Annotated in this window: 21 protein-coding genes and 1 rRNA gene; 13 read left to right on the top strand and 9 right to left on the bottom strand. The window is 68.8% G+C overall.

The genetic code is table 11. The features are described 5' to 3' along the window. Positions 1 to 12 precede the first annotated feature (12 nt). The 3 genes from OG293_RS28565 to OG293_RS28575 all read left to right on the top strand — a co-directional run bounded on the left by OG293_RS28565 (position 13) and on the right by OG293_RS28575 (position 1,125). On the top strand, positions 13 to 129 hold the full coding sequence (locus OG293_RS28565; protein ID WP_406001651.1) for an SGM_5486 family transporter-associated protein: 117 nt from the start codon (positions 13 to 15) through the stop codon (positions 127 to 129). 163 nt (positions 130 to 292) lie between these two features. Further along, positions 293 to 499, top strand: a complete 207-nt coding sequence (locus tag OG293_RS28570; RefSeq protein ID WP_406001652.1) for a hypothetical protein — start codon at positions 293 to 295, stop codon at positions 497 to 499. A 74-nt stretch (positions 500 to 573) separates the two neighbouring features. After that, positions 574 to 1,125, top strand: coding sequence for a SixA phosphatase family protein (locus OG293_RS28575; RefSeq protein ID WP_406001653.1), 552 nt, complete (start codon positions 574 to 576; stop codon positions 1,123 to 1,125). A gap of 246 nt (positions 1,126 to 1,371) precedes the next feature. Here OG293_RS28575 and serB read toward each other — a convergent pair whose 3' ends face one another. Both serB and OG293_RS28585 read right to left on the bottom strand, forming a co-directional pair. Next, positions 1,372 to 2,589 (bottom strand): phosphoserine phosphatase SerB, encoded by a 1,218-nt coding sequence (gene serB / locus OG293_RS28580; protein WP_406001654.1) that lies wholly within the window; start codon positions 2,587 to 2,589, stop codon positions 1,372 to 1,374. 156 nt (positions 2,590 to 2,745) lie between these two features. Then, positions 2,746 to 4,377, bottom strand: coding sequence for a streptophobe family protein (locus OG293_RS28585; protein WP_406001655.1), 1,632 nt, complete (start codon positions 4,375 to 4,377; stop codon positions 2,746 to 2,748). Between the two features lie 245 nt (positions 4,378 to 4,622). Here OG293_RS28585 and OG293_RS28590 point away from each other — a divergent pair, with 245 nt between their 5' ends. Further along, positions 4,623 to 7,166 carry an FHA domain-containing protein gene (locus tag OG293_RS28590; protein WP_406001656.1) on the top strand — a complete coding sequence of 848 codons (2,544 nt, stop codon included), beginning with the start codon at positions 4,623 to 4,625 and terminating at the stop codon, positions 7,164 to 7,166. Between the two features lie 184 nt (positions 7,167 to 7,350). Here OG293_RS28590 and OG293_RS28595 read toward each other — a convergent pair whose 3' ends face one another. From OG293_RS28595 to OG293_RS28605, 3 genes are all read right to left on the bottom strand, one after another. Continuing rightward, positions 7,351 to 8,133, bottom strand: a complete 783-nt coding sequence (locus OG293_RS28595) for a transglycosylase SLT domain-containing protein (protein WP_406001657.1) — start codon at positions 8,131 to 8,133, stop codon at positions 7,351 to 7,353. A 261-nt stretch (positions 8,134 to 8,394) separates the two neighbouring features. After that, positions 8,395 to 9,501: an S-adenosylmethionine:tRNA ribosyltransferase-isomerase gene (locus OG293_RS28600; RefSeq protein ID WP_406001658.1), complete on the bottom strand. Its 1,107-nt coding sequence runs from the start codon at positions 9,499 to 9,501 to the stop codon at positions 8,395 to 8,397. Continuing rightward, complete coding sequence (locus OG293_RS28605) at positions 9,498 to 10,196, bottom strand: SDR family NAD(P)-dependent oxidoreductase (RefSeq protein WP_406003740.1); 699 nt, start codon at positions 10,194 to 10,196, stop codon at positions 9,498 to 9,500. The genes OG293_RS28600 and OG293_RS28605 overlap by 4 nt, the downstream gene beginning before the upstream one ends. 184 nt (positions 10,197 to 10,380) lie before the next feature. On the opposite strand from OG293_RS28605, the gene OG293_RS28610 reads away from it, so the two are divergent. From OG293_RS28610 to OG293_RS28620, 3 genes are all read left to right on the top strand, one after another. Beyond that, the gene (locus tag OG293_RS28610) at positions 10,381 to 11,526 is read left to right on the top strand and encodes a GAF domain-containing sensor histidine kinase (protein WP_406001659.1); all 1,146 of its coding nucleotides are present in this window, start codon (positions 10,381 to 10,383) and stop codon (positions 11,524 to 11,526) included. Further along, entirely contained in the window at positions 11,519 to 12,163 is a 645-nt protein-coding gene (locus OG293_RS28615; RefSeq protein ID WP_406001660.1) for a response regulator, read from the top strand. The genes OG293_RS28610 and OG293_RS28615 overlap by 8 nt, the downstream gene beginning before the upstream one ends. Before the next feature lie 138 nt (positions 12,164 to 12,301). After that, positions 12,302 to 12,547 (top strand): chaplin, encoded by a 246-nt coding sequence (locus OG293_RS28620; protein ID WP_406001661.1) that lies wholly within the window; start codon positions 12,302 to 12,304, stop codon positions 12,545 to 12,547. A 339-nt stretch (positions 12,548 to 12,886) separates the two neighbouring features. Here OG293_RS28620 and OG293_RS28625 read toward each other — a convergent pair whose 3' ends face one another. Beyond that, positions 12,887 to 13,672, bottom strand: coding sequence for a hypothetical protein (locus OG293_RS28625; RefSeq protein WP_406001662.1), 786 nt, complete (start codon positions 13,670 to 13,672; stop codon positions 12,887 to 12,889). A 135-nt stretch (positions 13,673 to 13,807) separates the two neighbouring features. Here OG293_RS28625 and OG293_RS28630 point away from each other — a divergent pair, with 135 nt between their 5' ends. The 4 genes from OG293_RS28630 (at position 13,808) to OG293_RS28645 (ending at position 17,004) form a co-directional block, all read left to right on the top strand. Continuing rightward, complete coding sequence (locus tag OG293_RS28630; protein WP_406001663.1) at positions 13,808 to 14,605, top strand: ABC transporter ATP-binding protein; 798 nt, start codon at positions 13,808 to 13,810, stop codon at positions 14,603 to 14,605. A 102-nt stretch (positions 14,606 to 14,707) separates the two neighbouring features. Then, the gene (locus OG293_RS28635) at positions 14,708 to 15,136 is read left to right on the top strand and encodes an NfeD family protein (RefSeq protein ID WP_406001664.1); all 429 of its coding nucleotides are present in this window, start codon (positions 14,708 to 14,710) and stop codon (positions 15,134 to 15,136) included. Between the two features lie 91 nt (positions 15,137 to 15,227). Beyond that, positions 15,228 to 16,178: an SPFH domain-containing protein gene (locus tag OG293_RS28640; RefSeq protein WP_406001665.1), complete on the top strand. Its 951-nt coding sequence runs from the start codon at positions 15,228 to 15,230 to the stop codon at positions 16,176 to 16,178. A 58-nt stretch (positions 16,179 to 16,236) separates the two neighbouring features. After that, complete coding sequence (locus OG293_RS28645; protein WP_406001666.1) at positions 16,237 to 17,004, top strand: sulfite exporter TauE/SafE family protein; 768 nt, start codon at positions 16,237 to 16,239, stop codon at positions 17,002 to 17,004. Between the two features lie 51 nt (positions 17,005 to 17,055). Here OG293_RS28645 and OG293_RS28650 read toward each other — a convergent pair whose 3' ends face one another. From OG293_RS28650 to OG293_RS28660, 3 genes are all read right to left on the bottom strand, one after another. Next, positions 17,056 to 17,565 carry an HNH endonuclease gene (locus OG293_RS28650; RefSeq protein ID WP_406001667.1) on the bottom strand — a complete coding sequence of 170 codons (510 nt, stop codon included), beginning with the start codon at positions 17,563 to 17,565 and terminating at the stop codon, positions 17,056 to 17,058. A gap of 149 nt (positions 17,566 to 17,714) precedes the next feature. Further along, positions 17,715 to 18,251 (bottom strand): YbhB/YbcL family Raf kinase inhibitor-like protein, encoded by a 537-nt coding sequence (locus OG293_RS28655; RefSeq protein WP_406001668.1) that lies wholly within the window; start codon positions 18,249 to 18,251, stop codon positions 17,715 to 17,717. A 46-nt stretch (positions 18,252 to 18,297) separates the two neighbouring features. Beyond that, the gene (locus tag OG293_RS28660) at positions 18,298 to 19,080 is read right to left on the bottom strand and encodes a sporulation protein (RefSeq protein ID WP_406001669.1); all 783 of its coding nucleotides are present in this window, start codon (positions 19,078 to 19,080) and stop codon (positions 18,298 to 18,300) included. A gap of 74 nt (positions 19,081 to 19,154) precedes the next feature. Between OG293_RS28660 and OG293_RS28665 the strand changes: the two genes are divergently transcribed. Then, positions 19,155 to 19,796: a DNA-3-methyladenine glycosylase gene (locus OG293_RS28665; protein ID WP_406001670.1), complete on the top strand. Its 642-nt coding sequence runs from the start codon at positions 19,155 to 19,157 to the stop codon at positions 19,794 to 19,796. A 542-nt stretch (positions 19,797 to 20,338) separates the two neighbouring features. Next, positions 20,339 to 21,864 (top strand): 16S ribosomal RNA (locus OG293_RS28670). The last annotated feature ends 171 nt before the right edge of the window (positions 21,865 to 22,035 follow it).

Consider the following 22,035-nt stretch of genomic DNA (forward strand, 5'->3'; position numbering starts at 1 on the left):
GAGACTGGCCCCATGCCTCTGCTCGACCCCAGTCCCCAGAACGGCCAGAAGAAGCTTCTCTATGTCTTCGGAGCCATGATCGCCATCACGGTCCTGATCGGGATCATCGCGTCCATCGCCTCTCCCTGACCGCGGTGTTGGGCTCCCGACGGCCCATGGTGGTGCCAGCACCACCATCCCCTAGGGGGCCAGGGTCAGGGTGAAGTGGGTGGGTCGCCGGATGGGCCCGTACGCCCATGATCCGTAGGTTTGAAGCATCGAACCGCAGACCTACGGAGCCATGGAGGCGGCCATGTCGGCGCACACGCACACCCCGTCCCAGGCCCAGGCCACGGGCAGCGTCGACATCAGGCTGCCGTGGTGGGCCCTCGCCCTGCCGATGATCGCTTTCGTCGTTCTGCTGCTGCTGATCGCCGACCCCGGCCAGGCACAGGCCGTGGGCAGTGAGCACGCGGTCGGACAGATCCTGGAGCGCATTCAGCACACGCTCGGCCGGTGAGGCGTTCACCCGTGACGGGGGGAGCCCGTCAACACCCTGCGCCCGCTGGCGCATTTCATGCGAAGCTGGGGTGCATGAGCGACGCCGTGTCTTCCGGGGGGACGACCCCCGGATCCCCCGAATCCCGCAGGATCGTCCTCCTCCGGCATGCGAAGGCCGACTGGCCGCAGGTGCCCGACCACGATCGCCCGCTCGCCGAGCGCGGACGTCTGGACGCGTCGACGGCCGGCCGCAGGCTGGCCGATACTGGTATTGCCTTCGATCTGGCTCTGTGCTCGACCGCGACCAGAACGCGCGAGACCTGGAAGCTAGCGGTGCACGAGCTGCCCCACCGACCGAAGACGGTGTACGAGGAGAGGCTGTACGAAGCCTCCCTCGGCGATCTTCTCGCGGTGCTGAACGAGGCCCCGGACGAGGTGAACGACCTGCTGGTCATCGGACACAACCCGGGGATGCACGCCCTTGCGGACGCGCTCTCGGGCAAGGCCGAGGGCGACACCCTGGCCCGGATGACCCAGACCGGCTTCCCGGCCGCGGCGATCGCGGTGGTCGGTTTCACGGGCTCCTGGAAGTCGGTGGAGCACGGCGTGGGCACGCTGCTCGACTACTGGGCCCCCCACACGTGATGCCGCCGCCCGCCCGATAGATCGGCCCCGCAGACAGATCGGCCCCGGCGCCCGAGCGTCGGGGCCTCCTGTCTGTCAGGACTGGGTCGTGTCCGCGACGTCTCACCTGGTTCGCGGCCCAGGGTCTTCTGTCTGGATCGGACCGGATCAGTGCGCGGTGCCGGAGCACGCGAGCCCGGCAAGATCCGAACGAGAGGCCCTCAGGGCTGTCCCGCGATCCCCCGCCGGGCGATTGCGGGACAGCCCTCAGTGTTCGGCGCCCGGGTCGTCCGCGGCCTCGACCTCTTCGCGGGTGATGCCCAGCAGATACAGCACGGTGTCCAGGAACGGCACGTTGACCGCGGTGTGGGCGGCCTTGCGGACTACGGGCTTGGCGTTGAAGGCAACGCCCAGACCGGCAGCGTTGAGCATGTCCAGATCATTCGCGCCGTCGCCGATCGCGACGGTCTGCGCGAGCGGCACACCCGCCTCCGCGGCGAACCGGCGCAGCAGTCTGGCCTTGCCCGCCCGGTCCACGATCTCGCCCGTGACCCGGCCGGTGAGCTTGCCGTCCACGATCTCCAGGGTGTTCGCCTGGGCGAAGTCGAGACCGAGCCGCTCCTTGAGATCGTCCGTGACCTGGGTGAAACCGCCGGACACGACCCCCACTTGGTAACCGAGGCGCTTGAGCGTACGGATCAGGGTGCGGGCGCCGGGAGTCATCCGGACCTCGGTGCGCACCTTGTCCACCACGGAGGCGTCGAGGCCGGCGAGCAGCGCCACGCGCGCGTGCAGCGACTGCTCGAAGTCCAGCTCTCCGCGCATCGCCGCGGCCGTGACCTCGGCGACCTTGTCCTCGCACCCCGCGTGCGCCGCGAACAGCTCGATGACCTCGTCCTGGATCAGTGTCGAGTCCACATCCATGACGACCAGCCGCTGCGCCCGGCGGTGCAGCCCGGCCGACACGACCGCCACATCGACACCGATCCCGGCCGACTCGGTCGCCAGCACGGTGCGCAGGGCCTCGGTCTCGACGCCCGACACCGCGAACTCCACCGCCGTGACCGGGTACTTCGCGAGCCGGAAGATCCGGTCGATGTTCCCGCCGGTGGCGGCGATCCGGGCCGCTATGGCGGCGGTCGACTCGGCGGTCAGTGGGTGGCCGAGAACGGTGACATGCGAACGGCCGCTACCACGGGGGCGGTTGTCGCCGGTACCCGAGATGATCTCGGCCTGCAACTTCATGGACTCGGCCCAGCTGTGCACGGTGGCCCGCAGGTCGCCCTCGCTGGTCCCGCCCGCGCTCGGCGCGGTGACGAGCGCGCACAGCACGAGGCGTCCCCGGGAGACGACCTGCTCGATGTCGACGACATCGACGGCGTAGGCGGCGAGGGTGTCGAAGAGTCCGGCGGTGATCCCGGGACGGTCCTTCCCGAAGATCTTGACGAGGAGGGTGCGTACGTCGGAAGTCTGCGATGCGCTCATGGTGATTCCACCGTATCTGGCGCGGGTGGGGGTGAGACGACCTGTCCCGCCTGCCGGACGGCGGGTGGGGGTGCTCCCCGCCCCGACCCTTCCCGGAACCGGGGGCCGCGCCCCCAGGGCTCCGTACCCGGCTTCGCGGCACGGAGCGGAACCCGGTCACCGCCCTGACCTCGGCCTCCCCGGGGGTGGCGGGCCTTCCCCTTCCGGGGGCGGAGGTGGAGGTGGAGGGGGCAGCGGTGGGGTCGGGCCCGCCATCGTCGGGGCACCGTGGATCTCCGGTGGCAGGCGCAGATACGGATTCGTCGAGTCGTTCGACGGACGATACGGCGGCGCCGGACGATACGGCCCCGGCACATCCACCGCCCCCGCCCCCGCCCCCGAACCGGGCGCGGAAACGGACACCACCGGCACCCCGCCCCGCACCACACACACCAGCACCGCCCCCAGCGCCCCCGCTCCCGCCCCCCACACAGCCCCCAGCACCAGCGCGGCGCCCAGCCGCCCGTGCAGTTCCACCCCCGCGCCCAATGTGTCGAAGCCCAGCACCGACAGCGACGCGTCCGCGGACACACCCGTCAGCCACACCAGCAGGGGCAGCGCGAGCCCGGTCACCGCGCCCAGCCGCACCGCACACCACCCGGCGAACCCGAGAACACCGGGACCACCCACCGTCACCGGCGAAGCCACCGTCACCGCTGTCGTCCGCGATGCCGTCAGCACACCCGCGTACAGCATCATCACCGCCGCCGCGACCGCCAGCAGCCACACCCGCCCGTCCAGCCCGGCCAGCCGCCCCACCGTCACCGGCTGGTCCGTCGAGACCCCCAGCAGGTCGTCCAGCGGATCCGGCAGCAGATTCACCAGCTGCCCCGTCGCGCGGCCGTCCCACGGCACGAACAGCCCCAGCGGAATTCCGAGCCACACCCCGTTCGGAGCACCGAGCAGCGCCGCGCCGGCGATGCGCTTCGGATGGTCGTCGCCGATGGCCGCGTACGCCGCCGCCGCGTACCCCGCGAGGACCGCGACCAGCAGTACGGCCACCACCGCGGACACCGCCGGCCTGACCCATCGGCGCAGGGTCTCCCACGCCGCCCCCGGCGGCAGGGGCGAACGCCGGGACGCGAGCAGTGCGACGACGAGCACCCCGAGCACCCAGATCAGCGCTCCCGCCAGCGAATCCGCGGTGTTCACGCTGAACCCCACCGCCGCCCTGGCGTCCACGAGATCCCCGAGGCGGTCCGGCAGCAGCCCACCGATGTCGCCGACGTCGCCGAGCCCCGGCACCTCGATACCGCCACCGTCGCCGCCGCCCACTCCCGGGATCCTGCCGACGTCGAGCCCCAGCCGCGCCCCGTCGATCGTGATCACGTCGTGACCTGCCCACGCCAAGCCTCCGACGGTCGCGACGAACAGCGCCACCACCCCGCCCGCCCGCGCGGCGAGTTCGCTCCCCGAGATGAACGGCGACGCGCGACGCAGCGACCGTAGAAAGAAGTACGCAAGGAACAGCGCCCCGACCAGACCCACCCCAAGTGGCGCGATGTCGACGGCGGTCCGCGCCTGCGCGCCTTCCAGCCCGAACGCGGACACCTCACCTGTCGGTGTGACCGATCCGCCCACCGCGAGCACCACCGCCGCCGCGGTCATCGGCCCGAGCGACCCCGCCGAATCCGCGCCCAGCAGATGCAGCCCGAGCGCCGCCGCGCCCGCCATTCCCACCAGCGCCCAGCTCACCGCCGCGACGGACGCCAGCAGTACATCGACCCAGGGCACCTTCTCGGCACCCACGCCTGCATCCATCCGGACCCCCCGATCCTTGCTGGGTTTGACCCAGTTGCCCCCACTCACGCATGATCCGTACGCTCTCGTGGGCGCTTACCATGCTCCGTGCGCGTTTCTCCTCCGTCAACGGTCAACCCGGACTCGGTCTTCACCTGGCCCGGCTTTCGGATACGGGACCGGGCCTGAAATAGTTCCTCACGATGTTCGCCATCCCTAGACTCCCCGTGTGGGGGTAACTCGGGGGACAACTAGTGGGGCATGGAGTGCCGGAACTCGTACTGGAATTGAACGGAAGGACCTGGACCCTCGATCCGTCCAGGTCATACACCCTTGGACGTGATCCGCAGGGTGACCTGGTGATCGACGACGCAAGGGTCTCGTGGCGGCACGCCAGCATCAGCTGGAGCGGCCGCAGTTGGGTGATCGAGGACCACGGCAGCACCAACGGTACATATGTGCAGGGCCAGCGCATCCATCAGACGGAGATCGGCCCCGGCTCCGCCGTGCACCTCGGCAACGCCACCGACGGCCCCCGGTTGAGCCTTTCCGGCCAGGCGGCCAGTGCGGGTGCCGGTGCATACAGCGCGGCACCGCAGGCGCAGGCAGCGGCCCAGGCACAGGCCCCTGCTCAGCCACAGCAGGGCTGGCCGCAGCAGCAGGCTCCGGCCCAGCCGCAGCCGCAGCAGGCGTGGCCACAGCAACAACAGCAACCGCAGGCACAGGTCCCGCACCAGCAGGGACCGGGCGGCGCGGGCGGTGTCGCGGGGGCTCCGCCGGTGTACGGGGACCGCAGCCCGACCACCTTCCACCAGCTGTCGCTGGGCCGCGTGATGCGTATCGGCCGTGCGCTCGAGAACGAACTGGTGGTCTCCGACCTCCAGGTCTCGCGCCACCACGCCGAGTTCACCGCCACGCCCGACGGCCGCTTCGAGATCCACGACCTCGGATCTCACAACGGCACCTACGTCAACGGTCAGCCGATCGCCAAGTCCGGCACCGCACTCATCGGCCCGAACGACATCGTCGGCGTCGGTCACTCGACCTTCCGCCTCGTGGGCGACCGCCTTGAGGAGTTCGTCGACACCGGTGAGGTCTCCTTCTCCGCACGCCACCTCACGGTGACGGTCGACGGCGGCAAGCAGATCCTTCGGGACGTCTCCTTCGGCGTGCCGGAGAAGTCGCTCATCGGCGTCATCGGCCCGTCCGGTTCCGGCAAGTCCACCCTGCTCAAGGCGCTCACCGGCTACCGGCCCGCCAACCAGGGCGATGTCCTCTACGACAACCGCAGCCTCTACAAGCAATTCGCCGAACTGCGCCAGCGCATCGGTCTGGTCCCGCAGGACGACATCCTGCACAAGGAGCTCACCGTCCGTAAGGCGCTCAAGTACGCGGCCAAGCTCCGCTTCCCCGGCGACACCGCCGAGGCCGAGCGGGAGGCCCGTATCGACGAGGTGCTGCGCGAGCTCAAGCTCGACATCCACAAGGAAAAGAAGGTCACCTCGCTCTCCGGTGGCCAGCGCAAGCGCGTCTCCGTCGCCCTGGAGCTGCTGACCAAGCCGTCGCTGATATTCCTGGACGAGCCGACCTCCGGCCTCGACCCGGGTATGGACCGCGATGTGATGCAGCTGCTGCGCGGCCTCGCCGACGACGGCCGCACGGTCCTGGTGGTCACCCACTCCGTGGCCGAACTGGGGCTCTGCGACAAGCTCCTGGTCATGGCCCCCGGTGGCTCGGTCGCGTACTTCGGTCCGCCGGAGGAGGCACTCAACTTCTTCGGCTACAGCACCTGGGCCGACGTCTTCTCGGCGTTCGAGAACTACCGCGACTACGACTGGGCGGGCCGCTGGCGCGGTTCGCAGCACTACCAGATGTACGCCGCGGACATCGACGCCGTCGCCGCGCAGTCGGTGAACATGCCGCCCCCGCAGCAGATGAGGCCGCCGAAGCCGCAGAGCTGGGGCTCCCAGCTGTGGACGCTGATCCGCCGGTACTCCTCGGTCATCGCGTCCGACAAGGGCTTCATGGGCCTGATGGTGGTCCTGCCGGCCGTCCTCGGCCTGGTCAGCGTGGTCATCCCGGCGAAGTTCGGCCTCGGGCCGCCCAGCGCGCCGAGCAGGTTCAACGGCGACGCGGGCACGATCATGCTGATCCTCGCGGTCGGCATGTGCTTCTCCGGCGCCGCCAACTCCGTACGAGAACTGATCAAGGAACGGGTCATCTACGAACGGGAACGGGCCACCGGCCTCGCCCGCTCGGCGTACCTGATGTCCAAGGTCATCGTCCTCGGTGTGATCACGGCCATCCAGGGCGTGATCATCTGCGGCATCGGCTTCGCCACCCGCGATCTGCCCGCGGAGGGTCTGATCATGCCGCCGGCCGTCGAGATCTGCCTGGTCGTCATCGCGCTCGGCTTCACCTCGATGATGTTCGGTCTGGTCATCTCCTCGCTGGTGAAGACCGCCGAGAAGACCATGCCCCTGCTGGTCATGTTCGCCATCGTCCAGGTCGTCTTCACCGGCATCCTCTTCCAGGTCTACGGCTCGCCCGGCCTGGAGCAGTTCGCCTGGCTGATGCCGTCCCGCTGGGCCATCGCCGGAGCCGGCGCGACGCTCGACCTGTCGCACCTGATGCCGCCGTGGGACCCGGGCAACCCGACCGACCTGGACCCCCTGTGGGAGCACTCGGCGGGCCAGTGGGGTCTGAACATCACGATCCTGCTCCTGATCAGTGTGGTCTGCGGTGTCGCGGTCGCGCGGCTGTTGCGGCGCCACGAGCCCGAGGTCATGCGCAAGTGAGCAAGCGCCGGTGAGCAAGCCGGCGCAGGCACGCGGACGCGGGCAGCGGACGCGGTCGAGCACAGCGGACGCACGCAGGCACGCACGACGCCGAAGGGCGGCACCCCCGCACGGGGTGCCGCCCTTCGGCGTCTGTGTCCTGTGTCCTGCGGCGTCGCAGTCGTGCGCAGCCTTCTGATCAGTCTCAGTAGGCGCTGTTGACGTTGTCGATCGAGCCGTAACGGTCGGCGGCGTAGTTGGCCGCGGCCGTGATGTTGGCGACCGGGTCGTACTGGCTGTGGACCGTACCGGGGACGTGGTAGGTGTCGAAGGTCGGCTTGATGACCTGCAGCAGACCGATCGACGGCACGCCGTTGATGGCGTTGATGTCCCAGTTGTTGATGGCGTTCGGGTTGCCGCTCGACTCACGCATGATGTTGCGGTGCAGGCCGTTGTAGCTGCCCGGGATGTGGTGCTTCTTCATGATGTCGAGGGACTCGCGGATCCAGCCGTCAAGGTTGTTGGCGTAGATCGGCTTGCGAGCGGTGGAGCGGTTGGCGGCCTGCGCCTTGGTGCGCTTCTTCATGGCGGCCTTGGCGGCGGCCTTCTTCTTGGCGGCGGCGTTGGCCTTGGCCACGACGTGGGCCTTGTGCTTGGCGGCGGCGTTCGCCTTGGCCACGACGTGGGCCTTGTGCTTGGCGGCGGCGTTCGCCTTGGCCACGGCGTGAGCCTTCGCCGAGGCGTGGGCCTCGGACTTGGCGTGCGCCACGACCTTGGCGTGGGCGACGGCCTTGGCGTGGGCCTCGGCGGCGGTCTGCTTGACGACGTTGTGGTGCGCGGCGGTCGTCTGCGCGTTGGAGAGGCCCTCCGTCTCGGCCGAGGCGTTGCCCGGGACGAGGGAGAACGTGAGGGCTGCGACGGCGGCGGCGGCGATACCGGCGATCGAGACCTTGTGAGTCTTGGTCAGGCGGGTGCTGGACGCGGACATACAGATACCTCTTCGAATAGCGGAAGTCGCATCAGGCCGGGGCGGCGCTGCGCCCCTCGGCGGGCGACGGCTGCAATTCTTAGCGGCAGCAAAATGCTGTGGCAACGGTGTGACGTACGATCCGCGGTAGTTGAGCGGGGTGTCCCAATAGCCCCCTTTAGCCCACTGAATCCCCGCTCACATGCCCTTTATGTATCCACTAGTGACGTTCGTAAGTGACGTGGGTCCTATGCCCGGGCTCACACCGGGCCCGGCGTGGTCTCACCGTGCGTTGCTCAAGCAATTCAAGGAGTGAGGTTTTTTGTCCGGGAGTATGAGGTGGATATCGCCGAACTCGTGCCAGAGATAGCGAGTTCGCAGCGCCTCGGCGTACGAACGGCCCAGCGCCTCCCGCCCGGCGATCGCCTCCAGCATCAGCAGATGCGAGGCCTCCGGCTCGTGCAGCCCGGTGAGCAGCCCGTCCACCGCCCGTACTCCGCGCCCCGGCGTAACGACCAGATCCGTCCAGCCCGAGACCGCCGTCACCACGCCGTCGTCGTCCACCGCCGACTCCAGGGCACGTACGGCCGTCGTGCCGACCGCCACGATGCGCCCTGCGCCCGCACGGGCCGCGTTCACCAGCCAGGCCGTCGTCGCGGGCACCTCGAAGCGCTCCGGATACGGCGGCTCGTGCGCCTCCGCCGAGGCCACCCCCGTGTGCAGCCTGATCGGAGCGAACCGCACACCACGGCTCACCAGCTCCGCGACCAGCCGCGCGGTGAAGGGCCGCGCGGCACTCGGCATCTCCGCCGAGCCCGCGCCGCCGGGCGAAGGGAGCGCGAAGACCGTCTGATACGCGGACAGGGGCTGATCCTGCGCCGTGTACCCGTACCGGATCGGCCGGCCGTACCGGTAGAGCAGCCGCGGCACGGCCGTCGACACCGTCGCCCACCACAGCCGGTCCGCGCCGGGAGCCAGCGGCTCCTCCAGCACGAGCTGCTCGCCCCCCGGAAGCCGCACCAGGGCCCCCGGCGGGCCCCCGGCACGCGGCAGGGTGCTTCCCGTCCCGTCCGGGCGGCGCAGCTCCACCGCCCAGCGCCCGTCGTCCCCACCCGTGGAGAAGTGCACGACGACCGCCTCACCGCCGACTCTCCCGTTGACCGCGGCGGGCAGGGTGGCGGACGTGTTGACGACGAGGACGTCGCCGGCCCGCAGCTGCCCGGGGAGATCGCGGAAGGCATGGTGGGAGACCCGCTTCCCCCGCGAGACCATCAGCCGCACATCGTCCCGGCCCGCCCCCCGCACCTCGGCGGGCACCCGGGCGGAGAGCCCGTCGGGCACCTGCAGCGCCTCCAGCACGGCCGCTCCTCCTCTCGGCGCCGCTCTCATCGGGCTTCCCCCGCCAGGGCGGAAGCCGCGTACCGCCCGCTCACCGGCCGCTCGTCCAGCAGGCGCAGGAAGCCCGGCACCACCGAGTCCGGTGAGGGCCGGGGATCGTCGTCGTCCGGCACGGCCGCCGCGTACAGATCCGTCTGCATGTCACCGGGGTCGACCGCCCACACCCGCAGTCCCGGCTCCTCCACCGCGAGGACCGCCGCGAGATGGTCGAGCGCCGCCTTCGACGCCCCGTAGCCGCCCCACGTCTCGTACGCCTTGACCGCCGCGTCGGAGCTGACGGCGATCACCGTCCCCGCACCGGCCGCCCGCAGCAGCGGCAGCGCCTCCTGTACGAGTCCGAGCGCCGCGACCACATTGGTCTCCAGGGCCGCCCGCAGACCGTCCGGCGCCAGCGCCTCAAGCCTCACCAGCGGCTCGGCGCCGAGCGCGCTCGCATTGCTCACCAGCAGATCGAGCCCCCCGAGCCCGCGGGCCGCGTCCACCAGTTCCTTGCGGTGCCCCGCGTCGGTGACGTCACCGACGCGGGGCACCACCCGTGTCCCGTACGCGCCGACGTCCCGTGCGCTCTCCTCCAGCACGTCCGCGGTCCTGGCGCCCAGCACCAGGTCCCAGCCGCGCCGGGCGAGCGCCGCCGCGAGAGCGCGCCCCAGCCCTTTCGAAGCCCCGGTGATCACCGCTACCGGCATGATGTCCATCCCCTCGGTCACGTCCTCGTCACGTTGCTGAGCCCAACGTAGGAACGCGGCCCCGGCCGCCGCCTCGTACCCGGGGCCCCACCGGACAAGGCACTTCGACCTACGTCCCGGGCCCTAAGCGGCGGCCGTCCCCGGTCGGATACGGACCGTCACACCCCGCCGGTACGGTGAGGTCATGAGTCATCGACCCCGCTCCGGGCTCGCGGCCGTGAGCACCGCGCTCCTCGCGATGAGCAGGCATCTCGAGGTGCGCGACGTGCTGAAGACGATCGTCGCCTCGGCGCGCGAACTCCTGGACGCGGAATACGCGGCGCTGGGCGTGCCGGACGACCACGGTGGCTTCGCACAGTTCGTGGTCGACGGCGTCACCGAGGCGCAGTGGAAGGCGATCGGCCCGCTCCCGCGGCAGCACGGCATCCTCGCCGCGATGCTCCGCGACGCGAAGACCGAGCGCCTGGCGGATGTACGCAAGGACCCCCGCTTCGAGGGCTGGCCCGCGGCCCACCCCGACATGTCCGACTTCCTCGGCCTGCCGGTCAAGGACGGCGACGAGACGATCGGGGCGTTGTTCCTCGCCAACAAGCGCTGCCCCAAGCCCGCGGGCCGCTGCGGCTTCACCGAGGATGACGAGGAGCTCCTGTCGATCCTCGCCCAGCACGCCGCGATAGCCCTGACCAATGCCCGGCTGTACGAGCGCAGCCGTGAGCTCACCATCGCCGAGGAGCGCTCCCGCCTCGCGCACGAACTGCACGACGCGGTGAGCCAGAAGCTGTTCTCGCTCAGGCTCACGGCCCAGGCCGCCGCCGCCCTGGTGGACCGCGACCCGGCACGCGCCAAGGGCGAGCTCCAGCAGGTCGCCGCGCTGGCGGCCGAGGCCGCGGACGAACTGCGCGCCGCGGTCGTGGAGCTGCGCCCCGCCGCCCTGGACGAGGACGGCCTGGTCAACACCCTCCGTACGCAGATCCAGGTCCTCGACCGCGCCCACAGCGCCCGGGTCACCTTCGACACGTGCGGCATACGGGCGCTGCCCGCGGCCCAGGAGGAGGCCCTGCTGCGGGTCTCCCAGGAGGCGCTGCACAACGCCCTGCGGCACTCCGGCGCCGACCGGGTCGATGTCGTCCTGGCCCGCCGCGGCCAGGGCGCGGTCCTCAGCGTCACCGACAACGGCACGGGATTCGAACCGCGTACGGTCCGCCGGGCCGGCCGCCATCTGGGGCTGGTCTCGATGCGGGACCGGGCGAATGGCGTCGGCGGCAGTCTCACCGTTGAATCGGCGCCCGGGAAGGGCACCACGATCGAGATGGAGGTCCCCGGTGGCTGACAGGACTATTCGTGTGCTCCTGGTCGACGACCACCAGGTGGTCCGGCGCGGTCTGCGCACCTTCCTGGAGGTCCAGGACGACATCGAGGTGGTGGGCGAGGCGGCCGACGGCGCGGAGGGCGTGGCGCGCGCCGAGGAGCTGACGCCGGACGTCGTGCTGATGGACGTCAAGATGCCCGGCATGGACGGCATCGAGGCGCTCCGCAAGCTCCGTGAGCTGTCCAACCCGGCGAAGGTGCTGATCGTCACCAGCTTCACCGAGCAGCGCACGGTCGTGCCCGCCCTGCGCGCGGGCGCATCGGGCTATGTCTACAAGGACGTCGACCCGGAGGCGCTGGCCGGTGCGATCCGGTCCGTGCACGCGGGCCATGTGCTGCTCCAGCCCGAGGTCGCGGGGGCCCTGCTGTCCCAGGACGACCCGGCCAACGGCACGGGCCGCGGCGGCACGCTCACCGAGCGGGAGCGCGAAGTCCTCGGTCTGATCGCCGACGGCCGTTCCAACCGCGAGATCGCGCGGGCGCTCGTGCTGTCCGAGAAGACCGTCAAGACGCACGTCTCGAACATCCTGATGAAGCTGGACCTCTCGGACCGTACGCAGGCGGCCCTGTGGGCGGTGAGGCACGGTTTGGCGGGCTGACCGGACGGTCTTGTTCCGGTCAGAGATTCATACTGTCGGGTGTATGTCACCCGTACGGCGCATCCTGATCGTCCCGGTGCCGTTCTCCATGACGTGCTGCGGCGGCCGGCCGCAGCGATCGCTCAGGAGGATGTCGAAGTGAAGAACGTCAAGAAGGCCGCTGCCCTCGCCATGATCGCCGGATCCATCGTCGCGGCCGGCGCGGGTGTCGCCTCCGCCACGGACGGTGCGTACGCGGAGGGCGCGGCCCTCAACTCCCCGGGTGTCGTCTCCGGCAACCTGGTCCAGGCCCCTGTCCACGTCCCGGTGAACGTGGTCGGCAACAGCGTCAACGTGATCGGCGCGCTCAACCCCGCGTTCGGCAACGTCGGCCTCAACGGCTGACCGTCCGCCCGCGCGACCCCGATCGCCGGGGAGGCCCCCATGGAGCCTCCCCGGCGATCGGTGCGTGCGCTGCCCGGGGCCTGCTCAGGGGCGTACGAGCATCCCGCCCACCCCGGCACACCCGGCACGCACGCCCGCGCACCTCCGGCGCAAGGACGCTCCTCCGCCGTGCCGCGGCACGGCGGAGACCTCGCGGTGACCAGCGACCCGGCACGGCGGATCGTGGACCGCCGGTGGCTGGTCCTCCGCCGTGCCGCGGCACGCACCGGGCGCGAAAGCCCCCGCCCCCGCCCCGGGCCGGGTTCGTCCCCCGCCCCCGGGCCGGGTTCGACGCCTGGCTCAGCCCCGCTCCCGTTCCTCCACGTACGCGTTGTACGCGGCCACCTGCGCCCGCCGAGCCACCCGCTCCACCGGTCGCAGGGCCTCGCCGCGCGCGGCCATCTCCGACGCGCTCACCGCCCCGCCGTGCCCGTTCTCGTATGCCACCGAGATCAGCAGTCCGACCCGCTGGGCCAGCTCCAAGACCCGTACCGCCCGCGGTGGATAGCCCGGTGCCAGCCTTTCGCCCGCACCCCGCTCGGCCCGCGCCCGGTACGCGTCGATCGCCGCCTCCGCCACCGGACCCGAGGCCGCCACATCCAGCCGCGACAGCACCTCCGTCGCCTCCCGCAGAGCCTCCGCGAGCTCCCGCTCCGCCTCGCCGAGCGAGGGCACATCCGCGGGCGGGGCCTCCCGTACCGGCAAGCAGTGCCAGACGACGTCCACGTGCACATCGCCCACGGGTCCGGCCTCGTTCACCTCGGGCACGAGCCCGTACGCAGCGCCGGAGGCAACCACGGCCTCCTCGGCCTCGAGAGCCCGCGCATTGAACTGCGGAGGCCCGCTGAGTCCCAGCGGGTGTCCCGGGGCGGGCAGCGCGATCCGGTACCCGGTGACCCCGAGCGCCCGCAGCCGACCGAGCGCGAGGGTGAGCCCCACGGGACCGGCCTCGCCCGGCAGGCCCTCCACCCGGTGCACCGCGTCGTCGCCGACGATCGTGAGCGCCGCGTCATCCGGCGATACAAGTCCGGCCAACAGGGCATTTCCCCATGCGGCCAGCCGTCCTGAGCGTGGTTCGGAATGCATGGACCCAGCCTAGGTACCGGACCGGGGCACTGGGCCACCCTGCCGGTGGCGTAGGTTTTCCCTGGGAGCTGTGCCCACAGGTGCATAAAACGCCCCGAATACCTCAAGACGATTGCATGGGGAGACAACGCGCTCATGAGCGATGTACTGGAGCTGGTGGACGTATCCGTGGTCCGCGACGGACGCGCTCTGGTGGACGACGTCTCCTGGTCGGTCAAGGAGGGTGAGCGCTGGGTCATCCTCGGCCCGAACGGCGCGGGCAAGACGACCCTCCTCAACATCGCGTCCAGCTACCTCTACCCGTCCACGGGCACGGCGAAGATCCTCGGCGAGCGCCTCGGCACCGCCGGAGTCGATGTCTTCGAGCTCCGCCCCCGTATCGGTATGGCCGGCATCGCCATGTCCGAGAAGCTCCCCAAGCGTCAGACCGTGCTCCAGACGGTCCTCACCGCCGCGTACGGCATGACCGCCACCTGGCACGAGGACTACGACGCCGTCGACGAGGAGCGCGCCCGCGCCTTCCTCGACCGCCTCGGCATGACCGAGTACCTGGAGCGCAAGTTCGGCACCCTCTCCGAGGGCGAGCGCAAGCGCACCCTGATCGCCCGCGCCATGATGACCGACCCCGAACTGCTGCTGCTCGACGAGCCGGCCGCCGGACTCGACCTCGGCGGCCGTGAGGACCTCGTCCGCCGCCTCGGCCGCCTCGCCGGCGATCCGTACGCCCCCTCCATGATCATGGTGACCCACCATGTGGAGGAGATCGCCCCGGGGTTCACCCATGTCCTGATGATCCGTCAGGGAAAGGTGCTGGCCGCGGGACCCATGGAGACCGAGCTCACCTCCCGCAACCTCTCGCTCTGCTTCGGCCTCCCGCTGCTCGTCGAGCGCAACGGCGAGCGCTGGATGGCCCAGGGCCTCCCGCTCGGCTGACCGGACACCCGCCCGGGGCGGCGGCACGGGAGCGGATGACGGGATCCGGCTCCTGCCGTCGCCCTCTGTCCCTGCCACGACCGGCGGAACTACCATGACCATGTGGAAATCGACGCATGGGTGTGGTGGCTCATCGGCGCGGTCGGGCTCGGCATTCCGCTCGTCCTCACCGCGATGCCCGAGTTCGGCATGTTGTCCGCGGGCGCGGTGGCCGCGGCCGTCGTCGCGGCACTCGGCGGCGGCACCGTCGCCCAAGTGCTCGTCTTCGCCGCGGTGTCCGTCGCGCTGATCGCCGTCGTCCGGCCCATCGCGACCCGCCACCGTGCCCAACGCCCCCAGTTCGCCAGCGGGGTCGACGCGCTGAGAGGCCGTCAGGCCGTCGTCCTCGAACGGGTGGACGCCGGCGGCGGCCGTATCAAACTCGCAGGTGAGGTCTGGTCCGCTCGCTCGCTCGACGCGGAACAGTCCTTCGAGGCGGGCCAGCAGGTCGATGTCGTCGAGATCGACGGAGCCACGGCCGTCGTGATGTAGCCGATCGGAGCCGAACGCCCCCCACACCAGCCCGAGTTCTGGGAAACTCGATCATCAGATTCATCCGGCAGCGAAGGACACGGGGAACGCGATGCAACCGATCATCATCGTCCTGATCATTCTGGTGGTGCTGGTCTTCATCGCCCTGATCAAGACGATCCAGGTCATCCCACAGGCCAGTGCCGCCATCGTCGAACGATTCGGGCGCTACACCCGCACCCTCAACGCGGGCCTGAACATCGTCGTCCCCTTCATCGACTCGATCCGCAACCGGATCGACCTCCGTGAACAGGTCGTCCCGTTCCCGCCCCAGCCCGTGATCACCCAGGACAACCTGGTGGTCAACATCGACACGGTCATCTACTACCAGGTGACCGACGCCCGGGCCGCGACCTATGAAGTCGCCAGCTACATCCAGGCGATCGAGCAGCTCACCGTCACCACCCTGCGGAACATCATCGGTGGCATGGACCTGGAGCGGACCCTGACCTCCCGCGAGGAGATCAACGCGGCCCTGCGCGGCGTCCTCGACGAGGCCACCGGCAAGTGGGGCATCCGCGTCAACCGTGTCGAGCTCAAGGCGATCGAACCGCCCACCTCCATCCAGGACTCGATGGAGAAGCAGATGCGCGCCGACCGTGACAAGCGCGCCGCGATCCTCACGGCCGAAGGTATCCGCCAGTCGCAGATCCTCACCGCCGAAGGTGAGAAGCAGTCATCGATCCTGCGCGCCGAGGGTGAGGCCAAGGCAGCCGCCCTGCGGGCCGAGGGCGAGGCCCAGGCGATCCGTACGGTCTTCGAGTCCATCCACGCCGGCGACGCCGACCAGAAGCTCCTCGCCTACCAGTACCTCCAGATGCTCCCCAAGATCGCCGAGGGCGACGCCAACAAACTCTGGATCGTCCCCAGCGAGATCGGCGACGCGCTCAAGGGCCTCAGCGGAGCCATGGGCAACTTCAACCCCATGGCGGGCATGGGGGGTGGCTCAGGCTCCGGCGGCGGCAATGGCACGGAACGCCGGGAACAGCCCCCCATAGACTGACGCGAGGAACCCTCGGGCATGATCGGTGCATCCGGCACCGATCATCGAGGGGAACAGCGTGACGATCTGGGAGATGCTCGCCGTCTTCGCCGCGGGTATCAGCGCCGGCGCGATCAACACCATCGTCGGCTCGGGGACACTGATCACCTTCCCGGTGCTCCTCGCCACCGGACTGCCCCCGGTCACCGCAACCGTCTCCAACGCCCTCGGCCTGATCCCCGGCTCGATCAGCGGAGCCATCGGCTACCGGGCCGAACTCACCGGCCAGCGCAGGCGCGTCCTGCGCCTGAGCATCGCCGCCGCGATCGGCGGAATCAGCGGAGCCGTCCTGCTCCTGATGCTCCCCTCGACGGCCTTCGAGACCATCGTCCCGATCCTCGTCGCGCTCGCGCTCGTGCTGGTCATCCTCCAGCCCCGCATCACCAAAGCCGTCCAGCGCCGCCGCGAACGCAAGAACACCCCCGCACACCCCGACGGCGGCCCGCTGCTCTTCATCGGCCTGATGCTCGCCAGCGTCTACGGCGGCTACTTCACCGCCGCCCAGGGGATCATCTACATCTCCCTGATGGGCATGCTGCTCGACGACACCCTCCAGCGTCTCAACGCCACCAAGAACGTCCTCGCCGCCGTCGTCAACAGCATCGCCGCGCTCTTCTTCCTCTTCGTCGCGGACTTCAACTGGACGGCGGTCGTACTGATCGCGGTCGGCTCCGCCCTCGGAGGCCAGCTCGGCGCCAAGATCGGCCGCCGCCTCCCGCCGACGGCGCTCCGCGCCCTGATCGTGGTGGTCGGCACCTGCGCGATCGTCCAACTGCTCCTGCGCTGACCCACGCAGAAGCCCGCCCTCCCAAGAGAGCGGGCCCCAGCGCAAGAACGTCTACGCGGCAGGCTGCGCCGCCAGCCAGTCCGGCAGCGCGCAACGCTCACCGGCGCGCATCCCCAGCAGCATCGCGTCCGCCGGAGACGGTACGAACGGCTCGTGCAGCAGCGGCATCCCCGCCTGCTCCGGCGTGCGGTCCGCCTTGCGGTGATTGTCCTCGGCGCAGGACGCCACCGTGTTCAGCCAGCTGTCCGCACCACCACGAGACCGCGGCACCACATGGTCCACGGTGGTCGCACGCCTTCCGCAGTACGCGCACCGGTGCTGGTCCCGCACCAGCACTCCCCGCCTCGACCACGGCGCCTGTCTTCGGAAGGGCACCCGTACATAACGGCAGAGCCTGATCACCCGGGGCACCGGAAGATCAACGGCGGCCGCACGCACACGGAGTCCGGGGTGGGCCTGCTCGACAACGGCCTTGTCCTGGAGCACCAGAACCACTGCCCGGTTGAGTGTCACCGTCGACAGCGGCTCGAAGCTCGCATTCAGCACCAGCGTGTCCCGCATCTCGCCCACCTCCCGTTCGCCGGCCCAGCCCGTTGCGGGCCTTGGGCTTGGATCAACTCTGGCCGGGCGCGCCGAGATGGACAACGCAATAAAAGATGCCCTGCCCTGATCTCTCCAAGACCAGGGCAGGGCAAACAACAAACGAACGATCAGCTGTCCGAAGGACCCTCGTACTCTCCGATCAGCTGCGCACGCGCAATCGTGTGGAACCGCAGATTGAACCCCACGGCCGCAGGCGACGCATCCGCATCCGGACCGAGCCTCTCGCTGTCCACCGCGTACACGGTGAAGACATAGCGGTGGTTCTCACCGGCGGGCGGAGCAGCCCCGCCGAAGTCCTTGGACCCGTAGTCGTTCCGGGCCTGGACCGCGCCCTTCGGCAGCCCCTTGAAGGCGCCGCTGCCCGCACCCGCGGGCAGTTCCGTGACCGAAGCCGGGATGTCGAAGAGCACCCAGTGCCAGAACCCGCTGCCCGTCGGGGCGTCAGGGTCGAAGCACGTCACGGCGAAGCTCTTGGCCTCCGCCGGGAAACCTTCCCACCGCAGCTGCGGCGAGGTGTTGCCCGCCGCGTGGACCTGGGCGTCCTTCAGCACCGACCCCGGCGCGACGTCGTCGCTCACGACCGTGAACGACGGCACCTCGGGATGAAAGTCGTGCGGAAGAGGCGCCTTGTTGAGCTCGGTCACGTCTGAACCTCCGATTCGGCTGTTCTGCCTGCCTGCCGGATCGAGCCTAGAACCAGTTACGCCGCCCGCCGACATCCGCGAGCCACTGGTTGAGGTAAGCCGCCCAGTCGGTCGACTGGAAGTCGTGGTGCCGCACCTGGAAGGACTTGTACGAGTCGCTGCCCTCGCTGAACAGACCCGGCTTCTTGTCCATTTCCAGGATGACGTCCATCTCGCGGTCGTCCGCGACGAAGGTCAGCTCGACCTGGTTCAGCCCGCGGTACTGCTGCGGCGGGAAGAACTCGATCTCCTGGTAGAACGGCAGCCGCTGGCGCGTCCCACGGATGTGCCCGCGCTCCATGTCCGCGCTCTTGAAGCGGAAGCCCAGCTGGATGAAGGCGTCCAGGATGGCCAGCTGCGACGGCAGCGGGTGCACATTGATCGGGTCCAGGTCGCCCGAGTCCACCGCCCGCGCGATCTCCAGCTCCGTCGTCACACCGATGTTCATCCCGCGCAGCCGCTGCCCGGCGATGCTCGTCACCGGGGTCTCCCAAGGAATCTCAAGCCCGAACGGCACCACGTGCACCGCCCCGGCCTTCACCTCGAACGCGCCGCCGAGCCGCTGCTTGGTGAACTCGATGTCCTGCTTGACCTCCTGCTCACCACCCTCGACCTCGACCCGCGCCTGCAGACCGACGGAGAGCCCTTCGATCTGCTGGTCGACCGAGCCACCCTGGATGCGCACCTCGCCCTGGACGACACCGCCCGGTACGACGTTCTCCTCGGTGAGCACCGTCTCGACGGACGCACCGCCGGCGCCCAGGCTCGCGAGCAGCTTCTTGAAGCCCATGTCCACTCCTTCTTGGTCCTGACCTCTACATACGCGCGACGACCGTAGTCGGTTCCCCGGTACTCTCGTACGCCATGATCGCGAGCCCCGACCGTACGCCGCTGCCCCGGGAGTTCTTCGACCGACCGGTACTGGAGGTCGCTCCCGAGCTTCTTGGCTGCACCCTGGCACGCCTCACCGACGACGGCCCCATCCACGTACGACTTACCGAAGTGGAGGCGTACGCGGGGGAGGTCGACCCCGGATCCCACGCGTACCGCGGTCGCACCGCTCGAAACGAGGTGATGTTCGGACCGCCCGGTCACGCGTACGTCTACTTCACCTACGGCATGTGGCACTGCCTCAATGTGGTGTGCGGTCCCGAAGGCCGGGCGAGCGGGATCCTGCTGCGTGCCGGAGAGATCGTTGTCGGCGCCGAGCTCGCCCGCAATCGTCGAATCTCGGCCCGCCACGACAAGGAACTGGCCAAAGGGCCCGCACGCCTGGCCGCGGCCCTCGATGTCGGCCGCGCACTGAACGGAACCGACCTCTGCGCCGGCGGGGATGCACCCCTGTCTCTGCTGCCGGGCACCTCACCAGACCCTGACCTGGTGCGCAATGGCCCCCGGACGGGAGTGGGCGGCGACGGCGCCGGTCACCCCTGGCGCTACTGGATCGACGGGGACCCCACGGTCAGCCCGTACCGGGCCCATGTGCCTCGCCGCAGGGCAACTTGACTCGGCCCGGCCGGACGCCTAACGTAGCCCGAGCCGCTTGAAACGGGCCCTGCTGTTCAGCAACCCGAAGTGGCCATCCACTCCTTACGACGAACCCAGCAGGGTGCAATTTCGGTATGCCGAAATTCAGCCCCAGCCACTCAATTATGAGTTGCCAAGGGAATCGGCTAAAGTAGTGAACACGCCGAAAGGCAAAAGGCCTTCCAACGGCCACTGGATTCGAATTCCTCACCGGAAACGGAACGGAAACAGAGTCTGGTAGGGTTGGAAACGCAAGACCGAAGGGAAGCGCCCGGAGGAAAGCCCGAGAGGGTGAGTACGAAGGAAGCGTCCGTTCCTTGAGAACTCAACAGCGTGCCAAAAGTCAACGCCAGATATGTTGATACCCCGTCTCTGCTTCGGCAGGGCGTGGTTCCTTTGAAAGTCCTATCTTGGCCCTTTGGGCGGGTAGGCAATGACACAGCGAGGACGCTGTGAACAGTCGGTCTTATTCCGACCGGCTGTTCCGCTCTTGTGGTGTTCATCCCGATTACGGGAAAACATTCATGGAGAGTTTGATCCTGGCTCAGGACGAACGCTGGCGGCGTGCTTAACACATGCAAGTCGAACGATGAAGCCCTTCGGGGTGGATTAGTGGCGAACGGGTGAGTAACACGTGGGCAATCTGCCCTTCACTCTGGGACAAGCCCTGGAAACGGGGTCTAATACCGGATACCACTCTTCCTCGCATGGGGAGGGGTTGAAAGCTCCGGCGGTGAAGGATGAGCCCGCGGCCTATCAGCTTGTTGGTGGGGTGATGGCCTACCAAGGCGACGACGGGTAGCCGGCCTGAGAGGGCGACCGGCCACACTGGGACTGAGACACGGCCCAGACTCCTACGGGAGGCAGCAGTGGGGAATATTGCACAATGGGCGAAAGCCTGATGCAGCGACGCCGCGTGAGGGATGACGGCCTTCGGGTTGTAAACCTCTTTCAGCAGGGAAGAAGCGAAAGTGACGGTACCTGCAGAAGAAGCGCCGGCTAACTACGTGCCAGCAGCCGCGGTAATACGTAGGGCGCAAGCGTTGTCCGGAATTATTGGGCGTAAAGAGCTCGTAGGCGGCTTGTCACGTCGGATGTGAAAGCCCGGGGCTTAACCCCGGGTCTGCATTCGATACGGGCTAGCTAGAGTGTGGTAGGGGAGATCGGAATTCCTGGTGTAGCGGTGAAATGCGCAGATATCAGGAGGAACACCGGTGGCGAAGGCGGATCTCTGGGCCATTACTGACGCTGAGGAGCGAAAGCGTGGGGAGCGAACAGGATTAGATACCCTGGTAGTCCACGCCGTAAACGTTGGGAACTAGGTGTTGGCGACATTCCACGTCGTCGGTGCCGCAGCTAACGCATTAAGTTCCCCGCCTGGGGAGTACGGCCGCAAGGCTAAAACTCAAAGGAATTGACGGGGGCCCGCACAAGCAGCGGAGCATGTGGCTTAATTCGACGCAACGCGAAGAACCTTACCAAGGCTTGACATATACCGGAAAGCATCAGAGATGGTGCCCCCCTTGTGGTCGGTATACAGGTGGTGCATGGCTGTCGTCAGCTCGTGTCGTGAGATGTTGGGTTAAGTCCCGCAACGAGCGCAACCCTTGTTCTGTGTTGCCAGCATGCCCTTCGGGGTGATGGGGACTCACAGGAGACTGCCGGGGTCAACTCGGAGGAAGGTGGGGACGACGTCAAGTCATCATGCCCCTTATGTCTTGGGCTGCACACGTGCTACAATGGCCGGTACAAAGAGCTGCGATGCCGTGAGGCGGAGCGAATCTCAAAAAGCCGGTCTCAGTTCGGATTGGGGTCTGCAACTCGACCCCATGAAGTCGGAGTTGCTAGTAATCGCAGATCAGCATTGCTGCGGTGAATACGTTCCCGGGCCTTGTACACACCGCCCGTCACGTCACGAAAGTCGGTAACACCCGAAGCCGGTGGCCCAACCCCTTGTGGGAGGGAGCTGTCGAAGGTGGGACTGGCGATTGGGACGAAGTCGTAACAAGGTAGCCGTACCGGAAGGTGCGGCTGGATCACCTCCTTTCTAAGGAGCACTTCTTACCAGGCCTGGCCTGGTCAGAGGCCAGTTCATCGGCGAATGTCCGGTGCTGGTTGCTCATGGGTGGAACGTTGACTATTCGGCACGGTTGGTTGGGATCACTAGTACTGCTTCGGCGTGGAACGTGTGTCTTCGACTGGTCGTGCCGGGCGCGCT

This window comes from Streptomyces sp. NBC_00829 (assembly GCF_045161795.1).
Taxonomy (GTDB): Bacteria; Actinomycetota; Actinomycetes; order Streptomycetales; family Streptomycetaceae; genus Streptomyces.